General features: G+C 69.3%; 24 protein-coding genes. 11 read left to right on the forward strand and 13 right to left on the reverse strand.

The window, feature by feature from the left end:
• From ACIBG8_RS37830 to ACIBG8_RS37850, 5 genes are all read right to left on the reverse strand, one after another.
• Positions 1–1,182 (reverse strand): serine hydrolase domain-containing protein, encoded by a 1,182-nt coding sequence (locus tag ACIBG8_RS37830; protein WP_397348006.1) that lies wholly within the window; start codon positions 1,180–1,182, stop codon positions 1–3.
• A gap of 20 nt (positions 1,183–1,202) precedes the next feature.
• Entirely contained in the window at positions 1,203–1,604 is a 402-nt protein-coding gene (locus ACIBG8_RS37835) for a hypothetical protein (RefSeq protein ID WP_397348007.1), read from the reverse strand.
• Between the two features lie 100 nt (positions 1,605–1,704).
• The gene (locus tag ACIBG8_RS37840) at positions 1,705–2,079 is read right to left on the reverse strand and encodes a VOC family protein (RefSeq protein ID WP_397348008.1); all 375 of its coding nucleotides are present in this window, start codon (positions 2,077–2,079) and stop codon (positions 1,705–1,707) included.
• Between the two features lie 82 nt (positions 2,080–2,161).
• Positions 2,162–3,049: a LysR family transcriptional regulator gene (locus tag ACIBG8_RS37845; protein ID WP_397348009.1), complete on the reverse strand. Its 888-nt coding sequence runs from the start codon at positions 3,047–3,049 to the stop codon at positions 2,162–2,164.
• Positions 3,050–3,082: 33 nt separating this feature from the next.
• Positions 3,083–3,874, reverse strand: a complete 792-nt coding sequence (locus ACIBG8_RS37850) for an SDR family NAD(P)-dependent oxidoreductase (protein ID WP_397348010.1) — start codon at positions 3,872–3,874, stop codon at positions 3,083–3,085.
• A gap of 87 nt (positions 3,875–3,961) precedes the next feature.
• Here ACIBG8_RS37850 and ACIBG8_RS37855 point away from each other — a divergent pair, with 87 nt between their 5' ends.
• Positions 3,962–4,831: a LysR family transcriptional regulator gene (locus ACIBG8_RS37855; protein ID WP_397348011.1), complete on the forward strand. Its 870-nt coding sequence runs from the start codon at positions 3,962–3,964 to the stop codon at positions 4,829–4,831.
• Here ACIBG8_RS37855 and ACIBG8_RS37860 read toward each other — a convergent pair.
• The 3 genes from ACIBG8_RS37860 to ACIBG8_RS37870 form a co-directional block, all read right to left on the reverse strand.
• A complete protein-coding gene (locus ACIBG8_RS37860; protein WP_397348012.1) occupies positions 4,785–5,234 on the reverse strand; it encodes an anthrone oxygenase family protein in 450 nt (149 codons plus the stop codon). The genes ACIBG8_RS37855 and ACIBG8_RS37860 overlap by 47 nt on opposite strands.
• Before the next feature lie 2 nt (positions 5,235–5,236).
• Positions 5,237–5,647 carry a DUF2871 domain-containing protein gene (locus tag ACIBG8_RS37865; protein WP_397348013.1) on the reverse strand — a complete coding sequence of 137 codons (411 nt, stop codon included), beginning with the start codon at positions 5,645–5,647 and terminating at the stop codon, positions 5,237–5,239.
• 113 nt (positions 5,648–5,760) lie between these two features.
• Positions 5,761–7,362: a hypothetical protein gene (locus ACIBG8_RS37870; RefSeq protein WP_397348014.1), complete on the reverse strand. Its 1,602-nt coding sequence runs from the start codon at positions 7,360–7,362 to the stop codon at positions 5,761–5,763.
• Between the two features lie 390 nt (positions 7,363–7,752).
• Between ACIBG8_RS37870 and ACIBG8_RS37875 the strand changes: the two genes are divergently transcribed.
• Positions 7,753–9,435 carry a BTAD domain-containing putative transcriptional regulator gene (locus tag ACIBG8_RS37875; protein ID WP_397348015.1) on the forward strand — a complete coding sequence of 561 codons (1,683 nt, stop codon included), beginning with the start codon at positions 7,753–7,755 and terminating at the stop codon, positions 9,433–9,435.
• On the opposite strand, the gene ACIBG8_RS37880 is transcribed toward ACIBG8_RS37875, so the two are convergent.
• Entirely contained in the window at positions 9,432–11,309 is a 1,878-nt protein-coding gene (locus ACIBG8_RS37880) for an FtsX-like permease family protein (RefSeq protein WP_397348016.1), read from the reverse strand. The genes ACIBG8_RS37875 and ACIBG8_RS37880 overlap by 4 nt on opposite strands.
• A complete protein-coding gene (locus ACIBG8_RS37885; protein WP_397348017.1) occupies positions 11,309–11,989 on the reverse strand; it encodes an ABC transporter ATP-binding protein in 681 nt (226 codons plus the stop codon). Before ACIBG8_RS37885 ends, ACIBG8_RS37880 begins: the two co-directional genes overlap by 1 nt.
• Before the next feature lie 209 nt (positions 11,990–12,198).
• On the opposite strand from ACIBG8_RS37885, the gene ACIBG8_RS37890 reads away from it, so the two are divergent.
• From ACIBG8_RS37890 to ACIBG8_RS37905, 4 genes are all read left to right on the forward strand, one after another.
• Positions 12,199–12,552 (forward strand): type II toxin-antitoxin system RelE/ParE family toxin, encoded by a 354-nt coding sequence (locus ACIBG8_RS37890; RefSeq protein ID WP_397348018.1) that lies wholly within the window; start codon positions 12,199–12,201, stop codon positions 12,550–12,552.
• A complete protein-coding gene (locus ACIBG8_RS37895; RefSeq protein ID WP_397348019.1) occupies positions 12,549–12,872 on the forward strand; it encodes a helix-turn-helix domain-containing protein in 324 nt (107 codons plus the stop codon). The genes ACIBG8_RS37890 and ACIBG8_RS37895 overlap by 4 nt, the downstream gene beginning before the upstream one ends.
• Before the next feature lie 176 nt (positions 12,873–13,048).
• Positions 13,049–13,699, forward strand: coding sequence for a response regulator (locus ACIBG8_RS37900; RefSeq protein WP_397348020.1), 651 nt, complete (start codon positions 13,049–13,051; stop codon positions 13,697–13,699).
• Positions 13,700–13,761: 62 nt separating this feature from the next.
• Positions 13,762–14,418, forward strand: a complete 657-nt coding sequence (locus tag ACIBG8_RS37905; RefSeq protein ID WP_397348021.1) for a DUF4328 domain-containing protein — start codon at positions 13,762–13,764, stop codon at positions 14,416–14,418.
• Positions 14,419–14,676: 258 nt separating this feature from the next.
• Here ACIBG8_RS37905 and ACIBG8_RS37910 read toward each other — a convergent pair whose 3' ends face one another.
• The 3 genes from ACIBG8_RS37910 to ACIBG8_RS37920 form a co-directional block, all read right to left on the reverse strand.
• Positions 14,677–18,171 carry a DNA polymerase III subunit alpha gene (locus ACIBG8_RS37910; protein ID WP_397348022.1) on the reverse strand — a complete coding sequence of 1,165 codons (3,495 nt, stop codon included), beginning with the start codon at positions 18,169–18,171 and terminating at the stop codon, positions 14,677–14,679.
• A complete protein-coding gene (locus ACIBG8_RS37915; protein ID WP_397348023.1) occupies positions 18,171–18,437 on the reverse strand; it encodes a DUF6504 family protein in 267 nt (88 codons plus the stop codon). Before ACIBG8_RS37915 ends, ACIBG8_RS37910 begins: the two co-directional genes overlap by 1 nt.
• 83 nt (positions 18,438–18,520) lie before the next feature.
• Positions 18,521–19,261 (reverse strand): GntR family transcriptional regulator, encoded by a 741-nt coding sequence (locus tag ACIBG8_RS37920; protein WP_397348024.1) that lies wholly within the window; start codon positions 19,259–19,261, stop codon positions 18,521–18,523.
• 226 nt (positions 19,262–19,487) lie between these two features.
• Between ACIBG8_RS37920 and ACIBG8_RS37925 the strand changes: the two genes are divergently transcribed.
• From ACIBG8_RS37925 to ACIBG8_RS37945, 5 genes are read left to right on the forward strand one after another with little or no spacing between them, the layout of a single operon-like run.
• Complete coding sequence (locus ACIBG8_RS37925) at positions 19,488–20,528, forward strand: ABC transporter substrate-binding protein (RefSeq protein ID WP_397348025.1); 1,041 nt, start codon at positions 19,488–19,490, stop codon at positions 20,526–20,528.
• Between the two features lie 2 nt (positions 20,529–20,530).
• On the forward strand, positions 20,531–21,349 hold the full coding sequence (locus ACIBG8_RS37930) for an ABC transporter permease (RefSeq protein ID WP_397348026.1): 819 nt from the start codon (positions 20,531–20,533) through the stop codon (positions 21,347–21,349).
• Positions 21,337–22,137, forward strand: coding sequence for an ABC transporter permease (locus tag ACIBG8_RS37935; protein WP_397348027.1), 801 nt, complete (start codon positions 21,337–21,339; stop codon positions 22,135–22,137). The genes ACIBG8_RS37930 and ACIBG8_RS37935 overlap by 13 nt, the downstream gene beginning before the upstream one ends.
• Positions 22,134–23,210, forward strand: coding sequence for an ABC transporter ATP-binding protein (locus ACIBG8_RS37940; protein ID WP_397348028.1), 1,077 nt, complete (start codon positions 22,134–22,136; stop codon positions 23,208–23,210). Before ACIBG8_RS37935 ends, ACIBG8_RS37940 begins: the two co-directional genes overlap by 4 nt.
• Positions 23,200–23,772 (forward strand): HAD family hydrolase, encoded by a 573-nt coding sequence (locus ACIBG8_RS37945; RefSeq protein WP_397348029.1) that lies wholly within the window; start codon positions 23,200–23,202, stop codon positions 23,770–23,772. Before ACIBG8_RS37940 ends, ACIBG8_RS37945 begins: the two co-directional genes overlap by 11 nt.

A 23,772-nucleotide genomic window follows, 5' to 3' on the forward strand; every position in this document is an offset into this window, starting at 1 on the left:
TCAGATTCCCTGGTAGACGGTGGTCCAGAAGTCCTGGACGAGTCGCGCCGGAGCCGGGACGGACAGCCCGACCTGCGTGAGCAGCACTCCGGTGAGCTGGTTGTGTGGGTCGGAGTAGACGCTGGTGCCGGTCCCGCCGTCCCAGCCGAACTGGCCGATGGGCGCGTAGTCACCGCGGTAGGTGCGCACGGCCATGCCGAAGCCCCAGCCGCCCTGCTGTCCCTGGCCGAACGACACGTGGACGCTGTTGCGCGCCAGCGCGCTGCGAGTGGCCTCCTGCTCGGGCGTGAGGCAGTTGGTGGTCATCAGCTCCACGGCCGGCCGGGACAGGATGCGCTCGTTCCCGTGCATTCCGCCGTTCAGGAGCATCTGGAAGTAGGCGTGGTAGTCGTCCGCGGTGGAGACCAGCCCGCCGCCGCCGGACTGGAACGCCGGGGGCTTGCTGACCCGTCCGCCCTCCGCCTCGTCCCACACCACGAACTCGCCGGTCTGCGGGTCGGGGGCGTAGCTGGGCGGCAGCCGTTCCATCTTGTCGGCAGGCACGTGGAAACCGGTGTCCTTCATGCCCAGCGGTTCGAAGATCCGCTCGCGAAGGAAGGTCTCGAACGGCCGGCCGGTGACCCGGGCGACGAGCACGCCGAGCACGTCGTGGCTGATGTGGTACTGCCACTGCTCGCCGGGCTGGTGCATGAGCGGGAGCGTGCCGAGGCGGCGCATCCACTCGTCCTGCTCGGGCGTGTCCCCGTGACCGGTGAGCTCAAGCCCGAAGACCGCGCCCATGATGGGAGCGCCCATCGCGGTCAGGTCCATGCCGAGCCCGAACGTGGAGGTCACCAGGTCCCGCACGGTGATCGGGCGCCGCGCCGGGACGGTGTCGCCCAGCGGGGCATCCGGCCGCTTCAGCACCTTGCGGTCGGCCAGCTCCGGCAGCCACTCGTCCACCGTGTCGTCCAGCCGGAGCTTGCACTCGTCCAGCAGGACCATCGCCGCGGCCATCGCGACCGGCTTGGACGTCGAGGCCATCCGGAAGATCGTGTCCCGGCGCATCGGCGCGCCACCCTCGTGGCGCATCGTTCCGAGCGCCTCGACGTGCGTCTCACCGCGGTGGCTGACCAGGGCGACCAGCCCGGGAATGCGCCCGGAGTCGACATATCCCGACAAAACCTCATGCAGTCTCTTCATGATGAAATCTCCTTCGCCGATCAGGCGTTGAGGGCTTCGGTGATCTTGCGCATCATCTCGGCCATGGTCGGGCTGGGCTGGCCCTGGTGCGTACGGGCCGCCGCTTCGATGGCGACGGTGATCGTGGTGCGGAAGTTGTCGGCCTCTGCCGGGTCCTGCTGCTTGAGCAGGCTCACGCTCGCGGTCAGGGCGGGCAGCGCCTGGTCGGCCAGGGCGGCGACGGTCTTGCCCCACTTCACGCCCTTGGGCGCCTTGGACAGCACGTGCCCGGTCAGTCCGGTGGCCGAGGTCAGGGCGATGGAGCCGTGCGTGGCTGCCTTGTGCGCGGACTCGGCGGCTCCCGCGGCGGACATCAGCGAGACGGCGCCCCAACCGGCGGTGCGGAGGGTCAGCTTGTCCTGGTCGGTGAGGGTGATCGACATGGTGTGCTCCTTCGTGGAACCGGGTGATGGGCATTACCTTCGCCGACCGCCCTGATACCGGGCCGTCACCGTCCTTACACGGCCGCTGACACGGCGCCGATCAGGCTCCTCCTGGCGCGATCCACTCGGTCAGCTCGACGACGATCCCGTTGGGATCGGTCAGCCGCATCAGCCGCTCGCCCCACGGGTTGCGCGACAGCGGCCCGCTGATGGGTGCGCCCTCGGCGCTCAGCCGTTCGTGCTCGCGGGCCAGGTCGGTGACCGCGAACGCCACCACCGGCTGCGCGATCCGCTCGCGCGGCCGTTCGAGGTCACGCTGGTGGAGCAGGATGTCGGGGGCCGCATCGTCGCGGCTCAGCCACGTGAAGTCCGGGGTGTCGAGCACCTCGCGGAACCCCAGGTGGGTGGTGAAGAAGCGGCGGGAGCCCGCCAGATCGTCGACGGTGAAGACGACCGTCGAGGAGACAATGTTCACGGACCAAGGCTCTCGGTACGGCCAGGCCGGGGCAACGACGGATCCCGCAACGCCGCGTTAACCCCGGGCTTCACGCCGGGCCTCAGCCGGGCAGCGGGCCCAGGTCGCGGACGACGCGGGCGAACGCGCGGATCATGTCGTTCTCCGCCGAACTGAGCCACACCAGCCCGTACGGCAGGACGTCCATGTCCTGCACGGGCAGGTAGGCGATGTCCGGGCGAGGGTAGTAGCGCGTCACGTGGATGGGGAAAAGGGTGACGGTATCCCCCAGGACCGTGTGCATGAAGATGTCCTCGATGTTGTTCACGCTGGCCGTGCGATCGATGAGCCGCCCCTTGGGGGTGACCTCCGGCACGTAGTGGTCGAACCAGTAGGCGGGCACCGGCTCGACGGCGATGTGCTCGAAGTCGCTCACCGCCTCCAGCGAGACCGAGGACCATCGGGTGAGCCGATGCCCCTCGGCCACGGCCAGCACCCTGGGCTCGGCGAAGAGCAGCGGGCCCACCGTGAGGTCGGGCTCCTCGATGGGAAACCAGGTGACCAGGATGTCGACGTCACCGTTGCGCAACTGGGCGAACGGGTCCTGGTAACTGGACACCCGCAGGCGCAGCTCCCACTCCGGGTGCCGGGCGCGGAAGGTGTCCCAGTAGCGGCGCAGCTCCTGGATGTTGGCGGGGAACAGGCTGATCCGGAGCGTGCCCGTCTTGCCGCGGGCGGCCAGGCGCGCCCGCTCCAAGGTCTGCGCCAGGCCCTCGTGCAGCACGCGCAGATCGTCGCGCAACTGCTCGCCCAGCCGCGTGAGCCGTACGCTGTGGCTGTTCCTGGCGAAGAGCTCGGCGCCGATCGCCCGCTCCTGCTTCTTGATCGCCTGACTGACCCTGGCCACGGAGACGTGCAGCCGCTCGGCCGCACGGCCGAAGTGGAGCTCCTCGGCCAAGGTCAGAAAGATCTCGATGTCCCGCAGCTCCACAAGCCCCCTTTGTCCCTTTTAGCGGGACAAAGTCTAGGGGTGGAAGGGGAGCACCTTCCGGTACTGGACCAGCTCTCCGTACGGCAGGCCGGAGCCGGTGGCCAGCCACAACACGTCCACGGCCGCGTCGTCGGGGCTCAGCGCCCGCGACATGTCGTCGAACCACGGACGCGACGCGTCGGTGTCCACCAGCCCGGGGCACGCGGCGTTGACCACGATCCCCCTGCTCCGGTCCACCGAGCGGGCCAGCGCGCGCATCGCAGCCACCTGCCCGACCTTGGACGGCACGTTGATCCACTCCGGCCAGCCGAGCCGCTCCGCCGTACCACCCTCCACCGCGGCCACGTAGTCGTCCATCACCCGCCCGATGTCGCCGTCGAACAGCGGCCACAGCTGCTCGGGCAGGTGGTGCAGCGTGCCGAAGAAGCTGGCGACCACCACATATCGGCCGTCGTCGTTGAGCAGCGGCGCGAACGCCTCGATCACCCGGGCGGTCCCGTGGTTGTTGGTGTCCACGAACTCCCGCACCTGGTCGGCGTTCGACACCCCGGGCGAGATCCGCGCCGCGGCGTTGGAGATCACGATGTCCACCCCGCCGTGCCGCTCCGCGATCGTCGCCGCCAGCCCCTTCACGCTCACGTCGTCCCTTACGTCCAGCACCTCCAGCCGGGGGTCGAGCCCTTCCGTACGCAGCAGCTCCACGGCCCGCTCGCCGCGCCCGCGGTCACGCGCGGTCAGATACACCTCGTGACCCGCCCGGCACAGCCCGCGCACCAGCGCCAGCCCGAGCCCCTGATTTCCCCCGGTCACCATTGCGATCGTCATGGTCATCAGCATGGAAGCAGCGACGAGGACGGATCAAGGACGGAACCTGCCACGATTGGTAACTCCGGATGACCGATGGGAAAAGCCGTGGAACGACACGAGATCGAGGCCTTCCTCACGCTGGCCGAAGAGCTGCACTTCGGGCGTACGGCGGAGCGCCTGCGGGTCACGCACGCCCACATCAGCCAGACGATCAAGAAGCTGGAGCGGCGGATCGGCGGCCCGCTCTTCGCCCGCACCAGCAGACGCGTCGCCCTCACCCCGCTCGGCGAGCAGCTCAACGCCGACCTCGCACCTGCCTATTCGCTGGTACGGCAGGCGTACGCCAGGGCCGTCTCGGCGGTGGTCCTGCGCGCGGGATTCGTCGGGGCGGCGATGGGGGCGCTGATGCGGCAGGTGGTGTGCGGGTCGGAGGTCCAGCTGCAGGAGATCCAGTTCGGGGCGGCGTTGACGGCTCTGCGCTCGGGCGCGGTGGAGGTGCTGGGCTTCTGCTTCCCCATCAACGAGCCCGACCTGGTGACAGGCCCCGTGCTCCTGACAGAGCCCACCGTCCTGGCCGTCCCCGCCAACCACCCCCTGGCCAAGCGCGGTCACGCGTACGTGGAGGACTTGGCGGCCGAACGGGTGGTGAGCGCCCCCGACACCCTGCCCCCTTACTGGGCCGACCACCGCACCCCACGCCAGACCCCGAGCGGCCGCCCCATAGACCGCGGCCCGTCGGCGGCGACGTTCCAGGAGATCCTGATGCTGATCGCCTCAGGCCAGGGCGTGTACCCGGTCGGCGAACAGGTCACCCACTTCTACCGCCGAGCCGACGTCACCTTCGTCCCCCTGGTGGACGCCCCGCCCCTGGAATGGGGGTTGATCTGGCGCCGCACCACCCCCACCTCCCCCCGCCTGGACGCTTTCGTCAAGGCCGCCTCAGGGAAAGGGCGATCAGCAGGGCGAACGCGATGATGGCGGTGAGGGTGCGCAGGATGTTGAAGAGCTCCCACCGGCCCAGGATCTCCGCGTGATCCGCCGGAGCCGAGGTGAGCGCCCACTCCTTGATCCGGCCGTTGATCGGCACGTTGCCCAGCCGCGTGATCAGGAAGGACGCGAGGGTCAGCAGGCCTGCCGTACCAGCCACCAACCGGGTGCGTCCGCGGGCCAGGACCGCGAGGGCGAGGGAGCTCAGCGTCGACACGGCCATCGCCGTCTGCATGGTGATGCCGTTCATCCGCATCAGCTCGCTGTGGAAGGACAGCCGCATCTCCAGCGGCACCGCGTTGAAGGTGGGGACGAGGTTGGCCGCGCCGTACCCGAAAGCTCCCGCGAGGAGGCCGGTGGCGAGCAGGGCGAGTGCGTGGAGGAGCCGCATGGTCAGGCCCCCTTGGCGGGGATGCGCTTGCCGAGGGTGACGAAGAGCAGGATCAGGCCCACCGTCAGGATGATGTGCCCGAGCCCGGCGAGGCCGGTGATCGCGGCTCCGGCTTCGGCGCCGAGGACCGTCATGGAGCCGCGGACGGTCATCATGGCGACGGTCAGGGCCAGACCGGCGTTGTAGATCCAGAAGAACCAGCCGAAGAGCTTGCTGGCGGTCAGCGTGAACAGCTTCTCCAGCGCCAGCACGATGAGGAAGAACAGCATGCCGAGGGCGAGCAGGTGCGTGTGGACCACGCCGAGCTGGCTGTCGCCGGTGAAGTCGTTCAGCTTGGTGAGCTCGCGGTAGTAGAGCCCGCTGACCACACCGATGATCATGTAGATGTGCGCGGTGTGAAGGATCTTTCTCATGAGGGGCTCCAAGGAGATGGATGTCAACATGTCCAAGGAGCCCGACGACACAACCGCCTGAAATGTGAGGAAAGGGGTGGAAGGGAGATCCCTTCCACCCCTTTCAGGTGCCGCTACTTCTTGACCGGCAGGATGTCACCGCTCCACGACTTGGCCGCCGCGTTGTACACCGCGGCCGCCTCACCGTCGAAGTACGCGCTGATGATGGTGTCGATCCGGTTGTTCCCGTCGGTGTCCAGGAAGCCGCCGGTCACACCGTTCACGTAACCGAGACGCGTGGCGTTGCTGTACTTCAGCAGCCAAGGCCCGCCGTCGGCCCCCGGAGTCATGCTGCAGCGAAGGGCGACGTTCTCCTCGATGCGGTACTTGGCCCACACCACGTTCTTCGCCGACGTCTTGCCGTAGCACGTCTTGGGGGTGATGCCGGTGAACGCCTTGTGACCGTCGGGGTGCTCGGCGTACGGGTAGCCGAAGGCCCTGACCGGGGTCTTGGCGACCGGCTGGTTGTAGGCGAAGCCCTGACCGCCGACCGCGTCACCCAGGCGGCCGGTGGAGACCAGACCGCCCTCGTTGATGAAGTACTGCTCGACGTAGTAGACCGTCTTGGCGCTGGACTTGACCCACTTGAGCAGCCAGTAGGTGGTCTTCTTCCACCCGATGACGTTGGTGCCGTCCTTGACCTCCTCCAGCTTGCCGGGGAAGTTGCCGTTGGCCTTCTCCTTGGTGAGGCGCTCGAACTCCTCCTTGGAGATGGGCAGCGTCTCCGACTTGAACTGCGAGTTGTTCTCGTAGTCCTTCTTGGCGCCGGTGAAGGCGCCCTCGGTGACCTCGTAGGTGACCGCCTTGACGCCGTCCTTGCCGTCCGCGGTGAGGTACGGCTTGAGGGTCTCGTCCGAGTTCACACCGGAGGGCTTGCCGACCGTCTCGGTCTTCGGGTCGACGACCTTCGACTTGTACGGACCGTCCTTGCCGTACCGCTGCACGCCGGCGTCGTACTCGGCCTGGGTGATCTCCTTGTCGGTCACCCACTTGTCGCCGACGTACTTGTCGAACTCCTCCTTGTTGACCTGCGAGGTCTTCCCGTTGGAGAAGTTCAGCCCGTTGTAGACGGTGACGAACGCGTAGTTGCGGTCGCCGTCCTCGTAGTTGGCGTAGTCGTAGTGCATGTAGGCCGTCTTGCCGACGTAGATGCCGTAGGCGGTCTTGCCCTGGTAGTACGCCGGGACGAAGACGAACTTGTCCATGACGTGCCCGTTGGCCTCCTCGTCGTAGACGCAGCTGCCCGCGGTGGCGATGAGGTTGCGGTTCGGCGACTGGATCGAGGTGGCCGAGCACCAGCGCGGGGCGCCCTTGCCGTCGACGAAGAAGACCTTTCCGATGGTCTTGGGGAAGTTGACGTTCTGGCTCTTGACCGCCGTCTTCTTCTCCTGACCGATCGGCGCGACGATGCCGGGCTTGCCGTCGGCGACGTAACCGCCCTTCATGACGGCGCCGCCGACCTTGTAGTCGTAGGTCAGCGCGGTCGCCTGCTTGAGGGCGAGGTTGTTGGACGCCGTCCAGAACTTGAGGACCTCGGAGACCTTCTTGGCGTCCGAGGCCAGCTGCTCCTGCGCGGGGTCGGAAGCGGTGGCTGACGCGCTGGCCGTGAGGGCCGGGGTGGTGGCCAGACCGGCGGCGAGGAGGAATCCGCCGGCCGCGATGAGGGTGCGCTTCATTTGGTTAAAACTCCTTGGTCGGACGGGGAACGCTTTTTGCGTCCCCTGCGTCGGAGAGGGATGACGGAAACATACACGCCATTCGACCGAATGCAAAACAATTGCATTTCCGCAGGTCAGGGCCCAGAAATAAAGGAAGGCACGCCTTTATGAAAAGGCGTGCCCTCATCCCTTTATTGACGGCGTTCAGCGCAATAAGCCTCCCGAGCAGAAAGTCGATGTGAATGTTCTACCCGGCCGCTTTAAACGAATCTTCGACGCCCAGGTCACCGGGGGTTGGCCGGGGGGAATTCCGCGACTTTCCCAGGTGGCGGCGCATTGAATCTACGTTTAACGTAGTATGCAAGCTTGCTTGATCCACTTGGTTCTGCATCGGGGGCGACTGTGGCTGTGTGGCGTGTTGACCTGCTGGGACAAGTCCGTCTGCGTGACTCCCTCGGCCGGGAGGCCCCGACGGGGACGCCGCAGCAGCGGGCCGTCCTGGCGATGCTCGCGATGCGCGCTGGCGAGCTCGTACCCACCTCTGACCTGCTCGACGGCATCTTCGGGAACGATCCACCGCGTACGGCCGCCGCCACGATCTCCACCTACGTGGGCAGGCTGCGCAGGGCGCTGGGCCGGGAGGTGCTCGCCTCGGTGCCCGGCGGCTACCAGCTCAACGTGGCGCCCGAGCACGTCGACGTGAACAGGTTCACCGAGCTCACGGCCGCGGCGGCCAGGTCAGGGCCGGCCGAGGCACTGGAGCTCTACCGCGAGGGCGAGGCGCTCTGGCGCGGGGAGGCGCTGGCCGGCAGCGGTGGTCCGTACGTCGAGAGGCAGCGGGCCGCGCTCACCGAGCGCCGGCTGGCCGTCTGGGAGGCGCGCCTGGAGCTGGAGCTGGACCTGGGCGACTACGCCTCGATCGCGGCCGAGCTGCAGGGCTCGCAGCACGAGCACCCCTACCGGGAGCGGCTGCACGCCATCCACATGCTCGCCCTCTACCGCCTGGACCGGCAGGGCGCGGCGCTGACCGTCTACGAGCAGGTCAGGCAGACGCTGGCGGACGAGCTCGGCATCGATCCGGGATCCGACCTGTCGGACCTGCACACCGCCATCCTCCAGGCCGACCCGGCGCTGAACGTGGTCCAGCCGGTGCAGGTCAGCGGCGCGCACCCGGCGCAGCTGCCCGCCGACACGGCCGACTTCACCGGGCGCGCCGACCTGGTGGCCGACCTCACGGCACGGCTCGGCGACGCGGGACGCAGCGCCTACACCCTGGTGGCGATCTCCGGCCTGGGCGGGATCGGCAAGACGACGCTGGCGATCCACGCCGCGCACGCCGTACGCCAGCTCTTTCCCGACGGGCAGCTCTACGTGGACCTGCACGGGCTGACGCCGTCCGAGGTGCTCGGGCGGTTCATCGTGGCGCTGGGCGGGGACGCCGTTCCGGAGACAGAGGACGAGCGGGCCGCGCTGTACCGTTCGCTGACGGCCGACCGGCGAGTGCTGGTGGTCCTCGACAATGCGGGCGACCAAGCCCAGATCCGCTCGTTGCTGCCGGGTTCCGCGAGTTGCGCCACGATCGTCACCTCGCGGGCCATGCCGTCCCAGTTGCCCTCCGCGCACCACGTCGTCCTGGACGTCCTGACGGAGGAGGAGGCGCTGGAGCTGCTGTCCACGATCGCGGGACCGGCCAGGGTCGCCGCGGAGCGCGAGGACGCGCGGCGGCTGGTCGCCGAGTGCGGGCTGCTGCCGCAGGCGGTGCGCATCGTCGCCGCCCGGCTGCTCGCCCGGCCCTCGTGGACGATGGCGCAGCTCATGGAGCGGCTGTGCGGCATGGACGAGCTGCGGGCCAGCTTCGACCTGACCGAGCAGGAGCACGCCGCCCTCGGGCTGCTGTCCGCCTGCGGGGGCGAGGAGCTGTCCCTGGCCCGCTGCGCCGCCGCGCTCGGCATACCGGAGCGCGAGACGGAGGAGGTGGTCGAGCGGCTGGTCGACCGCTCGCTGCTCACCTCCCCCGCGCCCGGCGTCTACCGCCTGCGCCCCCTGGTCAGGATGTTCGCCGGGCGGACGCAGCCGCAGCACGTCGCCTAGTCCGGGCGCGGCGCCGGGTCGTCGGTGACCGACCTGAGCAGCGGCCTGGACAGGGCGCCCGCGCCGACGACCCCGGCGAAGCCGACCGCGACGCAGGTCAGTAGCGTGACCAGCCCTGCTGCGCTCATCCCGGCGATCATGAACGGCGCGGCGCAGAACATGCCGACCGCGATCGAGCCGCCGCCCATGATGACCAGCGGGATCAGCGTCTCCGACCTGCGCGCCCGGTCGAGCACCTCCAGCGGGGTGCCGGCCAGGCGCAGCAGGGCGTACGTCTGGCGCCTGTCGAGAATGGACGACGCCGCCGTGATGCCCGCGCTGGTGATCGCGACGAGGAACGACACCGCGAGCACCACGATCGTGCCGGTGCTGATGTCGTCCAGGATGCCCATGTCGACGCTGTCGTCCTCGGCCCTGGTGCTCGCCGAGTGGCCTGGCGCCACCCCGGCGAGAGCCGTACGGGCCCGGTCGACCGTCGCCTGGTCGGCCCCGCTGCCCAGGGCCACGACGATCAGCGACTTCTCCGCCTTCACCGTCGCGTCAGGCAGCAACTCGCGCACCTCGGCGACCTGCGAGGCAGGCGCCTTGACCCGCAGTTGGTGATCCTCGGCCGCGCCGGAGAAGGCGTCGCCGGGGCTCAGCAACCCGAGGAAACCCGCCACGAACCCGGTCAGCGCCACCCCGCTCACCGTCCGCCAGGCGGAGCGCGGATCGTCGACGAGCCTGCGCCCGGCCAGCAGCGCGGACGGCTTGCTCGCCCGCTTGGCGGTGATCCGTCCGATCAGCCCGACCACCCACGGGCCGACCAGGTTGATGCAGAGGAAGGCCAGGGCCAGCACCCCGACGACCACGCCGATGCTGGCACTCCTGCTCGCCAGCGGCACCGCGGCCATGACGGCGAGCAGCGCGAGCACCCTGACGGCGCGCATTCCCGGCGGCGTCTCGCGCTTGGCGACGCCCAGCGGGCTCACCACGACCCGGCGGAGCCCGACGATCGCCGACAGCCCCACCAGGATCGGCACCGTGACCAGCGCCCCCGCCAGGACCAGCGGACCGGGGAACAGGTCGGCGGCGAACCAGGTGCCGCCGCTGATCCTGATCCGCGTCAGCAGGGGTACGGCCAGCGCATAGGCGACCGCGCCGACCAGCGCTCCGGCGAACGCGACGATCACCGCTTCCGCCACGGTCATCCGTACGACCTGGCCAGGGGTCGCGCCGACGAGCCTGAGCGTGGCCAGCCGCTGGTCGCGGCGGGCGACGGTCAGCCGGGCCGCGGCCCCGCCGAACACCAGGAGCGGCACGATCATCAGCACGCTGGCGATCAGCGCGAGGAACCGGTAGGCGGTCGCGTCGTCACTGGGCGTCCCCGCCAGGCTCGCCACCTTCGTGCTCCCGGTCATCGCCGGGTCGTCCTGGCGGTGTCCCATCACGGCCACCAGCTCGTCCGGGTGCACCAGCGCCTCGTCTCCGAGCACGCCCGCGTTCTTGGGGAACCGCTGGGCGAGCTGGTCGGCGGGCAGCTTCCCGGCCAGCTCCGCCAGGGCGGGCGACAACCACGCCTCGCCCGGCTTGGGGAAGGCGGCCATGCCGGGCGGCGGCGCGACCCCGTCCTTCAGCGCGGCCAGCTCCACCACGGAGATCGGCCTGCCCTGGACGAAGTCGGTGCGTCCCGCCTGGACGGCCACCGGATTGTTGTCGGTCTTGACCGGGTTGCGCCAGGCGCCACGGTCCGCCCTCGCGCCGAACGCGACGTTCGCCGCCACCGCGAACAGCAGCAGCGCCGTCGAGATGGCGACCGCGCTCAGCGTCAGCCAGGTGCCGAGCATGCCTCTTCTGCCGCCGCCGCGCAGCAGCCGCCACGTCAGATCCATCATCAGATCGCGCTTTCGAACGGGACGAGCAGGTGGCCGTCGCGTACCTCGACCGTGCGGTCGCACCAGGCGGCCACGTTCTGGTCGTGCGTGACGACGACCAGCGAGGCGCCGTTGTGCTTGGTGGCCTCGACGAGGAGGCGCATGGTGTCGTTGCCGGTGTTGGAGTCGAGCGCGCCGGTGGGCTCGTCGGCGAACACCACGGCGGGCCTGGACACCAGCGCCCTGGCGATCGCCACCCGCTGCGCCTGGCCGCCGGACAGCTCGCCCGGCCTGCGCGTCTCCATGCCGGACAGGCCGAGGGGACCGAACCATTCGCGCGCCTGCCGCACCGCCTGGGCCCTGGCCACGCCGCCCAGCATGAGCGGCAGCGCGACGTTCTCCTCAGCCGGGAGTTCGGGGAGCAGCTGGCCGAACTGGAACACGAACCCGAACCTGGTACGGCGCAGCTGGCTCCTTTCGCGCTCGCTCATGGCGTCGATCCGCTGGCCGAGCAGGTGCACTTCGCCCGAGTCCGGCTTCATGATGCCGGCGAGGCAGTGAAGCAGCGTGGACTTTCCCGAGCCGCTGGGGCCCATGATCGCCACCGCTTCCGCCGCGTGCACGGTGAGATCCACTCCATCGAGGGCCACGGTCTGGCCGAACCGCTTGGTGAGCGCCAGCCCCGCGAGTACGTCATTCATGGTGACGAGCCTCGCGGCCCGACCCCACCCCGAGAATCGGCCACCCGTCCATTCCCCTCAGCCAAACGGCCGATCTTCCCGGTAGAGCGCCCTTCCCCGGACCGGAGTGATGTTCCAACGATCGCACCGAAGCAACCAACCCTCATACCCTTTAAGTAGTACCATCTATATATAGTAAAATCTTCCCGTGAGGAGTGAGTACGTGGAAGTTGGAGATCGTCGAAGAGGTGCGGTGCTGGTTGCGGTCTCTGCGCAAGGACGATCCTGAGCTGGGCATCCAGATCGCCGCCCGTATCGAACTCCTGCTTGACGGTCCCGGGCGGCGCCCTCGGGATCTGGTGGCCAGCCTCAGAGGCGACACTGCCCGGAGCATTAGTCTGCTGGAACTGCGTACCCATGGCACCATCCGCATCGCCTTCGTCTACCACGCAGGTACGGTCGTGCTTCTGCTCTCACACGGCGGCAAACGCAATCTGAAGAGCGGCAGATTCTACGACCAGCTAATCGACGAGGCAGTGGATCGCTATCACCGATGGCAGGCCGACGAGGAGGGGAAACGATGAAGAGTCGCGACGACAGCGCCTTGGCGGAGATCTTCGATGGACCGGGCGAGATGGACGAGATCCGGAGGCAAGCATCGCTCCTGCGTGCCGGGCTTCGGCTCGGCGAGGTCCGCAAGAGGCTGGGCCTGACGCAACAGCAAGTCGCCGATCGGATGGAAGTCTCCCAGAAGCGGGTGTCCGCGATCGAGACAGCGCAGCTTTCGACGATCAAGGTATCCACCCTGGTCGCCTATGCGGAGGCGCTGGGCGGCAAGCTGGGCGTCTCCATCGACGTGGACGACGAGCATCTGGAGCTTGCGGCAGGCGCGACCGACGCCTGACGGGGCCGTTGTCCGCATACTCGCCATGACTTTGGGCTCGGGGAAGAGCGCTTGGGCGCGAAGAGCGCCTGAAAGAACGGCCCTCGCGGAGCGAGGTCCTCTTCCGGGCCGGAGGCCCGCCATAAGCGCTGCCCGAGCGCGTTAGCGCGAGGTCCGAGGGTCCCTAAGCTGGGGGCGTGACGATTCGCGTGCTCATCGCCGACGACCAGGAGCTGGTGCGTACCGGCTTCCAGATGATCCTCGACGCCCAGCCCGACATGGAGGTGGTCGCGGCCGTGGCCGATGGGGCGGAGGCCGTCTCCGAGGCCAGACGGCTCAAGCCCGACGTGTGCCTTCTCGACATTCGTATGCCCAAGCTGGACGGGCTCGAAGTGACCAGGGTCCTGGCGGGGCCTGGTGTCGAGAGTCCTATGCGGGTGGTCATCGTGACGACGTTCGACCTTGATGAGTATGTCTATGGGGCGCTTCGTGCCGGTGCCACCGGGTTTCTGCTCAAGGACAGTGGGCCGACGTTGCTCATCGAGGCGATCCGGGCCGCGGCCAGCGGGGAGGCGCTGGTGTCGCCTTCGGTGACCGTACGGCTGCTGCAACACCTGGCCAAGCCGTCCCCCGTCGTGACCAGGCAGCCCGCAGAGCCGCTCACGGAGCGGGAGCTCGACGTGGTGCGCCTCGTGGCCAGGGGGAAGACCAACCAGGAGGTCGCCGCCGAGCTGTTCGTGTCGCTGTCGACAGTGAAGACGCATCTCGGCAGCATCCAGGTCAAACTAGGGGCGAGAAACAGGGTGGAAACCGCCGCTTGGGCGTGGGAATCCGGCGTCGTGAGCTGATTAATCCGGAGGCTGGCGGGATACAAGTCAGAGGAGAACTTGGGCGGCCAGGGGAGATACAGGTGCGCGCTATCCAGACACCACCGACGGGGGCCGCTGTCTACCTGACCCTCGCCACACAGGTCGTCTCCCTGGGCGGTCTGGTGATCTTCGAACAGGTCCGCGGCAGGCGGCTGGCTGAGCAGATCGCGACGCTGGGGGGCGAGGCGCGCGGGTCCGAGGCCGTAGTGGGGGCCGTGACGGTCTTCGCCGTCCTCATGATGGTGATGGTCGTGGCCACGGTCGCGGCCGCTGTCGCCTACCTGACGTGGCTGGTGCGCGCCCGGCAGGCCAACTCGCCCGCGGCGCCCGCCTCGCCGGTGCTGGGGGCCTGGCTGGTGCCGTTCGTGAACCTGGTGGCGCCGGTGGTGCTGGTGGACGAGGTGTGGCGGGAGGCGAAGCCGCCGTTCGACCGGCGCGGGAGGTGGCTGGCGCTGCTGGGGGCCTGGTGGGCTACGTGGCTCGTCGCCGCTGGGATGGTCACGTACCAGTTGCTGGTCAACGGGCGCGGGGAGCTTACCGGGCTGGGGGTGCCTGAGCTGGTGGTGACGGCGGTGGCGGCGCTGCTGTGCGCGGCGACGGTCCGCGACATCACGGCCATCCAGCGCTCCCTCCACGCGGCTCCCGCCATCCGGCTGCGCTCCCTCTCCTCAGTGGATTCGGTCAGTCGCGCGAGCTAACCCGCCGTAAGTGGCTGGCCTTCCTTCGAAAAGAAGGCCTTTGGAAAGGGCTGAGCGCCCCCGGGACTGAAGGTCCTTTGAGGGCTGAAGGTCCTTTGAGGGCTGAAGGTCCTTTGAGGGCTGAAGGTCGTTTGGGGGTACGGCGGAGCCGGGGGATGCCCAGTCGCCGACCGTGGCTGGGGTCCCTCCAGGGGTACGGCAGGCGAGCGGGAGGGGCGTCCCGCCGCAACGCCGCGACGGGACACCCCTCCCGGGTCTTCACGCAGCCGTAGGCCCCGAGCTGCCCTGGCTCGCGTGCCACAACTGCCGCGTCGGCGTCGTGATCGCAGGCCCCAGGTCGGCGTACGGGGAGAGCTGGAACCCGTTCGCGTACTCGATGCGCCGCCCCCCGACCGCCCCCGCGTCCTCAGACCCGCGCGCCAGCAACGCCCGGACCGCCTCCACCCCCTGCGCACGCCACAGCGCGTCCAGGTCGACCAGGTTCCAGCAGTCCAGCGCCCGCATGGAGATCGCCTTCGGCCCGGTGCGCCTGATCACCCCGCGCGCCACCATCAGCCACGACCCGAACACCGTCGCCGCGCACCGCCCCTGCACCGACTCGAAGAACGTCAGGTCCACCGGCCCTGTCGAATCGTCGAGGGTGGCGAAGATGACCCGCTGCCCCGACCGTACGGCCGGCGTCTGGGTCGCCACCTTGACCCCCGCCACCAGCACCTCGGCCCCGTTGCGCTGGGACAGCAGATCTTCCGAGCGCACCACCCCGATCGCGTCGAGCAGCTCGTCGTGGAAGCTGATCACGTGCTTGCTGATGTCGATGCCGAGGATCTCCAGCTCCGCCTCGACCATCTCGGTCTCGGTCATCTCGGGCAGCTCGCCGGGCGGGATGTGCTCGGCGAAGCCCAGCGGAAGCTGAACGGCGGGGATCTCAACGGGCGCGGCCGTCCTGACGTACCCCTTGCGACGCCCCGTGCCCGAGCGCACGCCGGAAAAAGACTCCCGGTCCAGCGCGCCGACCTGGGCGATCAGGTCGCGGCGGGTCAGCGTGCCCGGCCGCCAGCGCGGCCCGCCCCCGCCCGGGTGCAGGTCGTGCAGCGCGTCGAGGCCGCCGACCTGGACGATCCGCTCCATGATCGGCCGCGAGGGCCTGGCCCGGTCCCAGAAGTCGGCGAGCGAGGAGTACGGCTGCCCGGCCACCATGCGCTCCACCTCGGCCTCGCTGACCCCTTTGACCGCCGAGAACGGCACGCGCAACGCGTATCCCCTGCCCAGCTCCTCGATCTTGAACTCGGCTGGCGGGACGCGCAGGCCGAGCCGTTCCACCCGCCACTCCTTGCCCGACTTGTTCACGTCCAGCGGCAGGATCGTGACGCCGCACTGGCGGGCTTCGTCGACGATGACCCGCTGGGGGTACATGCCGGGTTCGTGGGTGAGCACCCCGGCGAAGAACGCGGCGGCGTGGTGGCGCTTGAGCCAGGCCGACTGGTAGGTGGGCAGCGCGAAGGCCGCGGCGTGCGCCTTGCAGAACCCGAACGCGCCGAACGCGTCGAGCACCTTCCACGCCTTGTCCACGGTGACGTCGTCGAACCCGTTGGACTTGGCCCTGGGCATGAACTCCTTCTTGACGACCTCCCTTCCTTCCGAAGTGGCCAGCGTGCGACGGAGCTTCTCGGCGTAGTTCAGGTCCTTGCCCGTCATCACCTCGATGATCTTCAGGACCTGCTCGTGGAAGACGACCACGCCGTGGGTCTCCTTGAGCGCGTCGCGCAGCCGCTCGTGCGCGTAGTACGGCTGACGCCACCCGTGCCGCGCCTGAAGGTACGGCGTGACCATGTCGGAGTTCACCGGCCCAGGCCGGAACAGCGAGATGTCCACGATCAGGTCGTGCATCGTCCGCGGCTCCAGCTTGGCCACCAGCTCCCGCTGCCCCGGCGACTCGATCTGGAAGCACCCGAGCGTACGGCTGGCGCAGATCATGTCGTAGGTGGTGGCGTCGTCGTGCGCCACCGCGTCGAGCTCGATCTCCAGGTCGTCGACGCGCTTGATCTCGCCGAGCGTGTAGGCCATCGCGGACTGCATCCGCACCCCCAGCACGTCGAGCTTGAGCAGCCCCGCCTCCTCCACGTCGTCCTTGTCGAACTGCGACATGGGGAACTCCAGCAGGCTCCGCTCGACCGGGGTGCGCTCGCGCAGCGTGGAGTTGCCGACCAGCACCCCGCACGGGTGCAGCGCGATGTGCCTGGGCAGCCCGTCGAGCTTCTCCGCCAGCGAGAACATCCGCCCGAGCCCCGCCTCCCCCAGCCGCGACTCGCGCAGCTCGGGCAGGTCGGCCAGCGACGCGGTGATCTGGCGCGCCCTGATGTGCGGGAACGCCTTGGCGATGGCGTCGATCTCGTGCGGCGGCAGGCCCATGGCGCCGCCGACGTCCCTGATCGCGCTGCGCGCCCGGTAGGTCTCCATCATCGACACGCAGGCGACCCTGGCTTCGCCGTACCTGTCGAAGATCGCTTTGTAGCAGTCGAGGCGGCGCGCGGACTCGACGTCGACGTCGATGTCGGGCAGCCCGATGCGGCCCTCGGACAGGAACCGCTCCATGAGCAGGCCGTGGTCGAGCGGGTTGACCTCGCCGATCCTCAGCAGGTAGTTGACGAGGCTGCCCGCGCCAGAGCCACGGATGGCGCAGCGGATCTTCATCCCCCGGATCATGTCCGTGATGCCAGCCACGGCTATGAAATATCCGGACAGGTGTTTGTTCTCGATGATGCCGAGCTCGTGTCTCAGCCGCTCCCGGGCATCGGCCGAGCCCGCCAGGCCGCGGTCGTGGAGGCCGTCCTCGCAGCGGTTGCGCAGCAGCGGGACCGGGTTCTTGCCCATCTCCGGCAGGTTCAGCTTCCGAGGGTCTCCGCTCTGGATGGCCAGCAGCTCCAGCGGGTCGATCGCGCACATCTCGGCGAGCTGCCTGGTGGTGTGCAGCAGCCGGGTGATCCGCTCCTCGTCCGCGCCGCAGATCTTGTGCGCGACCTGCCACATCTCCTTGGTGCCCTTGAGATAGGCGTGCGAGGTGGAGCGGTCCAGGTGGCGCGGGTGCAGCGGGACGAGCTGGCGCGCGGCGTCGAGCACGTCGCCGACCTGGTGGTCGGCCGCGTTCAGGTAGCGCACGGCATTGGTGAGTACGGCGGGCACGCCCAGGGACTCGGCCAGCGCCAGCATGCGGACCGCCGTGGTGGCGTCGCGGTAGCCGTACTGGTCCACCAGCTCGACCACCACGCCGGGGATCGTGGACCGCCAGAGGTTCAGCAGCACCCTGGCCTGCTCGTCGCGCCGCTCGGCCACCGCCCTGCCGACGTCGGACCGCGGGCCGAGCAGCACCATCAGCCCGTCGCCGGTGATCATGTCCCGGGTCACCGCGGGTTTGCCGCGCTCGCCCGCGTAGTGCGCCGCCGTGACCAGGCGGGTCAGGTCGGTCCATCCGTGGGAGCGGGCCAGCACGGTGACGCGGTCCTCGGCGTCGGGACCCGTCCTCGGGCGAGCGCCGGAAACGCCGGACAGGGCGAGGTCGACGCCCAGGACCGGCTTGATATCAGCCTTACGGCACGCGTCGGCGTGCTTGATCGCCCCGTAGAGCCCGTCGCGGTCGGTCAGCGCCAGGATGTCCATCCCGTGGTCGGCCGCCCGCTGCACCAGGGCCGCCGGGAACGCGGTGCCGTACCGCAGCGAGTACGCCGAGCTGACGTGCAGGTGCGGGAAGGCGGCCATCAGTCCCACGCTCGCAGCAGCAGCCACCCGCCACTGGCGGTGTCGAACCTGAGCTCGTAGGAACCCACCTGGCGGCCCGGCGAGGCCTCGACGCGCCAGAACTGCCGCTCGCCCGGGTCGCCCTCGCCGGTCTTCCACCACTCGCGCGCCACCACCCAGTGGTCGAGCACGCGCCGCACCAGGTAGAGCCGATCGCGCCAGACGAACTGGGTGGGCTGCCCATCACGGGTCCACACCTCAATTGGATCGCCATAGAGTCTGCTCAAGACGTCTTCTTCTTCCCACCGGGCCGAAAGGAGCCACCCGGGGGAAGACGGGTGCGTTATCTATCGAACATATGTTCTCACGCCTAGAAACGCAAGTCGCCGGCCTGCCTGATGAGCGGGTTGGCGCCGATCGAGTTGCGGATGCTGAACGTCACGCTGCCCGCGCGGTAGCGGTCGTCCGACCACTCCACCGGGCGGCCCTCGTGGGTGGTGGTGACCCGGCGCTGGCGCAGGAGCGGGCTGCCGCGCCGCACCCCGAGCAGGCGGGCGTCCTGGGCGCCAGCGGCCACCGCGTCGATGAGGTGCTCGCCGTACGCGAAGACGAGCCCCACGGAGTCGAACAGCGCCTGCGCCACCGACTCGCAGTCCGGCGGCAGCGCCTCGACGGCCGCGGCGATCCACCCGGCGTAGACGGTGCGCTCGATGAGCACCGGCTCGTCCTCGAGCGTGCGCAGCCTGAGCACCTCCAGCACCTCGTCCGAGGCGAGCCGGGCGGCCTCCCCGGCTGAGGCCTTGCGAAAACCTTGGGAAAGCACGCGCCCGCCGACCCGGTGGCCGTTCGCGCGCGCCCACTGGGCGAAGCTGTGCAGCTCCGCGAAACTCTGGCTGCGCGAGTTGCCCAGCACGATCCGCCTGGCCCCCTGCCGGGAACCCACGATGCCCTCGGCGACGAGTACGGACACGGCCTGCCGTACGGTCCCCCGAGCCGCCGAGTAGCGCGCAGCCAGCTCGGACTCGGATGGCAACTGGCTTCCTACCGGGTAGACGGCGCGAAGGATGTCGTCGCGCAGCTCAGCGGCAATCCGTTCATAGCGCGCAACCATTACAGACCCTTCCTGTTCACGAAAGAGCAATCTTTATGGGACTTACTAGGGCTGGCCTTGTTTGTACAAGTTCCCCTAGGTTCATTCCACACCCCCAGAGAGTGGAGGCGTCGTGTTCACACCTCGCGCCCGCGTGGCAGGCGTTATAGCAGCCCTAACCGTAGTCACCGCGGCGTGTGGCGCCGCACCGACCACCAAGACGGAAGCGTCGGCGTCGGCAGGAGGGGTGGACGCCAAGACGGCCACCTCCGCCGCCGACTTCGGCGGCCTCGACAAGCTCGTCGAAGCCGCGAAGAAGGAGGGCGCGCTCCACGTCATCGCCCTCCCGCCGGATTGGGCCAACTACGGCGAGATCATCAAGGCCTTCGAGGCCAAGTACGGCATCAAGATCGAGAGCGAGGATCCCGACGCGGCCAGCGCGGACGAGATCAACGCCATCAAGACCCGCAAGGGCCAGGACCGCGCCCCCGACGTGGTCGACGTCGGCCAGTCGTTCGCGCTGAGCGGCGCCAAGGAGGGCCTGTTCGCCCCCTACAAGGTGCAGACCTTCGACAAGGTTCCGGCCGGTCAGAAGGAGGACACCGGCCTCTGGACCAACGACTACGGCGGCTACGTCTCCATCGGCTGCAACGCCAAGGTCGTCAAGGCCTGCCCGACCAGCTTCAAGGACCTGCTCAAGCCCGAGTACAAGGGCCAGGTCGCGATGAACGGCAACCCCACCAAGTCGGGTTCCGCCTTCGCCGGCGTCTACGCCGCCTCGCTGTCCAACGGCGGCTCGTTCGACGACATCGCCCCCGGCCTGGACTTCTTCAAGAAGCTCAAGGCGGCCGGTAACTACAACCCGGTCGAGACCACCCCGGCCAGCATCGAGAAGGGCGAGACGCCCATCTCCATCGACTGGGACTACAACAACGCCGCCTACGGCCCCGAGATGGCGCCCAAGGGCATCGACTGGAAGATCGTCGTCCCGACCGACGCGCAGTACTTCCAGCTGTACGCCCAGGCCATCAACAAGGACGCGCCGCACCCGGCGGCCGCGCGCCTGTGGCAGGAGTTCCTCTTCAGCACCGAGGGCCAGAACCTCTACCTGAAGGGCTTCGCCCGCCCCGTCCTGCTGCCCGCCATGACGGCCGACGGCTCGGTCGACAAGGCGGCGGCGGAGAAGCTGCCCCCGGCCGAGGGCACGCCCACGTTCCCGACGCCCGAGCAGGTGGACAAGGCCAAGGCCGCGCTCGCCGAGGGCTGGGACGCCGCGGTAGCGGGTTGATCATGAGATCGAAAGGCTGGCTCGGGGCGCTGCCCCTGCTGGGCTTCGTGGCGGTCATCTTCGGCCTGCCCGCCGTGGCGCTGCTCACCGGCGCGTTCACGGCAGAGGGCAGGCCGAGCCTGGCCAACATGCAGCAGAGCCTGCGCGGCGGGTACCTGACCTCGATGCTCGGCAGCATCCAGCTGTCGGCCGTCGTGGCGGTGCTCGGCGCGATCTTCGGCACGTTCCTGGCGTACGCGGTGGTGACCTCGCGCTCCACCGCGCTGCGCGAGTCCGTGCTGACGGCCTCCGGGGTGCTGGCCAACTTCGGCGGGGTGCCGCTGGCCTTCGCCTGGGTGGCGACGCTCGGCAACACCGGGCTGATCAGCGAGCTGCTCGGCCTGTCGACGGGCGCCCTCTACACGTTCTGGGGGCTGACCACCGTCTACCTGTACTTCTCCATCCCGCTGATGGTGCTGGTCATGGCCCCGGCGCTGGACGGCCTGCGCCCGCAGTGGCGCGAGGCGGCGTCCAACAACGGCGCGACGACCTGGCAGTACTGGCGCTACGTCGGCATCCCGGTGCTGACCCCCGCGCTGCTGGGCGGCGTGGTGCTGCTGTTCGGCATGTGCTTCGCCGCGTTCGCCACGGCGGCCGCGATGGGCGCGGGCACCGTGCTGCCGCTGATCACCCTGAAGATCGCCAACGCGCTCACCGGCGACGTGCTGATCGGCTACGAGAACGTCGCGCTGGCGCTCAGCCTCAACATGATCGTGATCGCGGGCCTGGTGATGGCGATCTACCTGCCGCTGCAGAAGAGGAGCAGCCGATGGCTGCAGTGATGTGGCGAAGGTCCGTGCTCGTCCTCGCGGCCGTCTACTTCCTGGTACCGCTGGGCGCGTCGTTCTGGTTCACCGCGTACGTGCCCAACAAGGGCTTCACGCTGGACGCCTACGGCCAGCTGCTCACGGCCGAGGGGTTCCTGCCGAGCCTGATGATGTCGCTCGGCCTGGCGGTGGCCACGATCGTGGTGGTCCTGGTGCTCACCCTCCCGGCGATGCTGGCCGTACGGCTCAGCGCGCCCAGGCTGAAGCCGGCGATGGAGGTGATCTGCACGCTGCCCCTGGTGGTGCCGCCGATCACGTTCGTCGCCGGGATCAGCACGGTGATGTCCAAGAGCAACGACGTCCTGGCGCCGACGCCGTTCTGGGCGACGCTCCAGGCGATGCAGAACGGGGCTTTCCCCTTCGAGCTGGTGCTCGCCTACGCGGTGCTGGCGCTGCCGTTCGTCTACCGCTCGCTGGACGCCGGGTTCGGCGCGATCGACGCGCGCACGCTGGTCGAGGCGGCGCGCAACCTCGGCGCCTCCTGGCCGCACGTGATGTTCCGGGTGATCGTCCCGAACCTGCGCTCGGCCCTGGCCAGCGCCTCGTTCCTCACCCTTGCCCTGGTGCTCGGCGAGTACACGATCGCCAGGCTGCGCGGCTACCAGCCGTTCTCGGTCTGGATCGTGACGATCTCCGGGTCGAAGGCGCAACTGTCCGTGGCGGTGTCGGTGCTCAGCCTGATCCTCACCTGGGTCCTGCTGCTGGTCGTCTCCACCGCGTCTGGAAGGAAGAAGAAGGCATGACCGCTCAGGTGGAGTTCAGGGGGCTCCGGCGCGTCTACGGCAAGACCGTGGCGCTCGACGGGTTCGATCTGACCATCGAGCCTGGCGAGTTCGTGGCGCTGCTCGGCCCGTCCGGCTGCGGCAAGACCACGGCCCTGCGGTGCGTGGCCGGGTTCGAGCAGCCGGACGAGGGCGCGGTGCTCCTGGACGGCAAGGACATCACCAAGGTCCCGGCCAACAAGCGCGACGCGGGCATGGTCTTCCAGTCCTACTCGCTCTTCCCCAACCTCAACGCGCTCGACAACGTCTCCTTCGGCCTGCGCGTCCGCAAGGTCAACGTGGCCAAGCGCCGCGCGAAGGCGCAGGAACTGCTGGAGCTCGTCGGCCTGCCCACGCACGGCGACCGCTTCCCGCACCAGCTCTCCGGCGGCCAGCAGCAGCGTGTCGCCCTGGCCAGGGCGCTGGCCCTGGAGCCCGCCGTACTGCTCCTGGACGAGCCGCTGTCCGCGCTGGACGCAAAGGTGCGGGTGTCGCTGCGCGAGGAGATCAGGCGGCTGCAGCTCGACCTGGGCATCACCACGATCTTCGTGACGCACGACCAGGAGGAGGCGCTGTCGATCGCCGACCGCGTCGCCGTCCTGCAGCACGGCAAGCTGGAGCAGGTCGGCGCGCCCGCCGAGGTCTACGACCGGCCGTCGACCCCGTTCGTCGCCGAGTTCGTCGGGACCATGAACCACCTGCCCGGCCGGGTCTCCGGCGACCAGGTGACCGTACTCGGCCAGCTCCTCCCCCTGGACGGCCAGGCTCCTGGCCTGGACGTCGACGTGCTGGTCCGCCCCGAGGCCGTGCAGATCACCCCCACGGAGGACGGCAGGGCCGAGATCATCGCCGCCTCCTTCCGCGGCGCGTCCGTACGGCTGCGCGTGGCGCTGGACGGCGGCGAGGTCGTCGCCGACGTTCCTGGACACGAGGCGGTACGGCTGGGGCCGGGCACGAAGGTGGCCGTGCGCCTGGTGGAACGTCCGGTGCTGGTCGCCGGGCGCACCGCGGCAGCCCCCGTGCCCGCCGCTTCGGAACCGGCCGATGTTGCCTGACGCTGTTCTGTTCGACATGGACGGCACGCTGGTCGACACCGAGGGGCTGTGGTGGGACGCCACGGCGTCCATCGCCCGCTCCCTCGGTGTGACCGTCGGCCAGGACGACGTCCTGGGGCGTTCGGTAGAGGACACGGCGGCCATGCTCACCGCCGCCGACGAGGTCGACGGGGTGGCGCAGCGCCTCACCGACGCCTTCGCCGACCACATCAGACGGGGTGTGAGCATCATTCCCGGCGCGCTCGGGCTGCTGGCCGAGCTGTCGGCTGAGGGCATCCCGACCGCGCTGGTCAGCGCCTCCCCCAGGAGCATCGTCGACCTCGTCCTCCCCAACCTGAACCACCGCTTCGACGAGGTGGTCGCCGCCGAGGACACCGTGCGCGGCAAGCCGTACCCCGACCCCTATCTGGAGGCGGCCAGGCGGCTCGACGTCGACCCGGAGAGGTGCGTGGCCATCGAGGACAGCCCGACCGGGATCGCGGCCGCCCGCGCGGCGGGGTGCCGGGTCGTGGCTGTTACCGAGGCAGGACTGCCCGACCTGCGTGCGATGTCGCTAAGCTGA

Source organism: Nonomuraea sp. NPDC050556, from assembly GCF_044457355.1.
GTDB lineage: Bacteria > Actinomycetota > Actinomycetes > Streptosporangiales > Streptosporangiaceae > Nonomuraea.

Excerpts from the sequence above, each read along its gene's own strand:
- ACIBG8_RS37830 (WP_397348006.1), bottom strand. The coding sequence starts at position 1,182 with ATGAAGAGACTGCATGAGGTTTTGTCGGGATATGTCGACTCCGGGCGC.
- ACIBG8_RS37835 (WP_397348007.1), bottom strand. The coding sequence starts at position 1,604 with ATGTCGATCACCCTCACCGACCAGGACAAGCTGACCCTCCGCACCGCC.
- ACIBG8_RS37850 (WP_397348010.1), bottom strand. The coding sequence starts at position 3,874 with ATGACGATCGCAATGGTGACCGGGGGAAATCAGGGGCTCGGGCTGGCG.
- ACIBG8_RS37860 (WP_397348012.1), bottom strand. The coding sequence starts at position 5,234 with ATGCGGCTCCTCCACGCACTCGCCCTGCTCGCCACCGGCCTCCTCGCG.
- ACIBG8_RS37865 (WP_397348013.1), bottom strand. The coding sequence starts at position 5,647 with ATGAGAAAGATCCTTCACACCGCGCACATCTACATGATCATCGGTGTG.
- ACIBG8_RS37870 (WP_397348014.1), bottom strand. The coding sequence starts at position 7,362 with ATGAAGCGCACCCTCATCGCGGCCGGCGGATTCCTCCTCGCCGCCGGT.
- ACIBG8_RS37880 (WP_397348016.1), bottom strand. The coding sequence starts at position 11,309 with ATGATGGATCTGACGTGGCGGCTGCTGCGCGGCGGCGGCAGAAGAGGC.
- ACIBG8_RS37885 (WP_397348017.1), bottom strand. The coding sequence starts at position 11,989 with ATGAATGACGTACTCGCGGGGCTGGCGCTCACCAAGCGGTTCGGCCAG.
- ACIBG8_RS37895 (WP_397348019.1), top strand. The coding sequence starts at position 12,549 with ATGAAGAGTCGCGACGACAGCGCCTTGGCGGAGATCTTCGATGGACCG.
- ACIBG8_RS37910 (WP_397348022.1), bottom strand. The coding sequence starts at position 18,171 with ATGGCCGCCTTCCCGCACCTGCACGTCAGCTCGGCGTACTCGCTGCGG.
- ACIBG8_RS37920 (WP_397348024.1), bottom strand. The coding sequence starts at position 19,261 with ATGGTTGCGCGCTATGAACGGATTGCCGCTGAGCTGCGCGACGACATC.
- ACIBG8_RS37930 (WP_397348026.1), top strand. The coding sequence starts at position 20,531 with ATGAGATCGAAAGGCTGGCTCGGGGCGCTGCCCCTGCTGGGCTTCGTG.
- ACIBG8_RS37935 (WP_397348027.1), top strand. The coding sequence starts at position 21,337 with ATGGCTGCAGTGATGTGGCGAAGGTCCGTGCTCGTCCTCGCGGCCGTC.
- ACIBG8_RS37940 (WP_397348028.1), top strand. The coding sequence starts at position 22,134 with ATGACCGCTCAGGTGGAGTTCAGGGGGCTCCGGCGCGTCTACGGCAAG.
- ACIBG8_RS37945 (WP_397348029.1), top strand. The coding sequence starts at position 23,200 with ATGTTGCCTGACGCTGTTCTGTTCGACATGGACGGCACGCTGGTCGAC.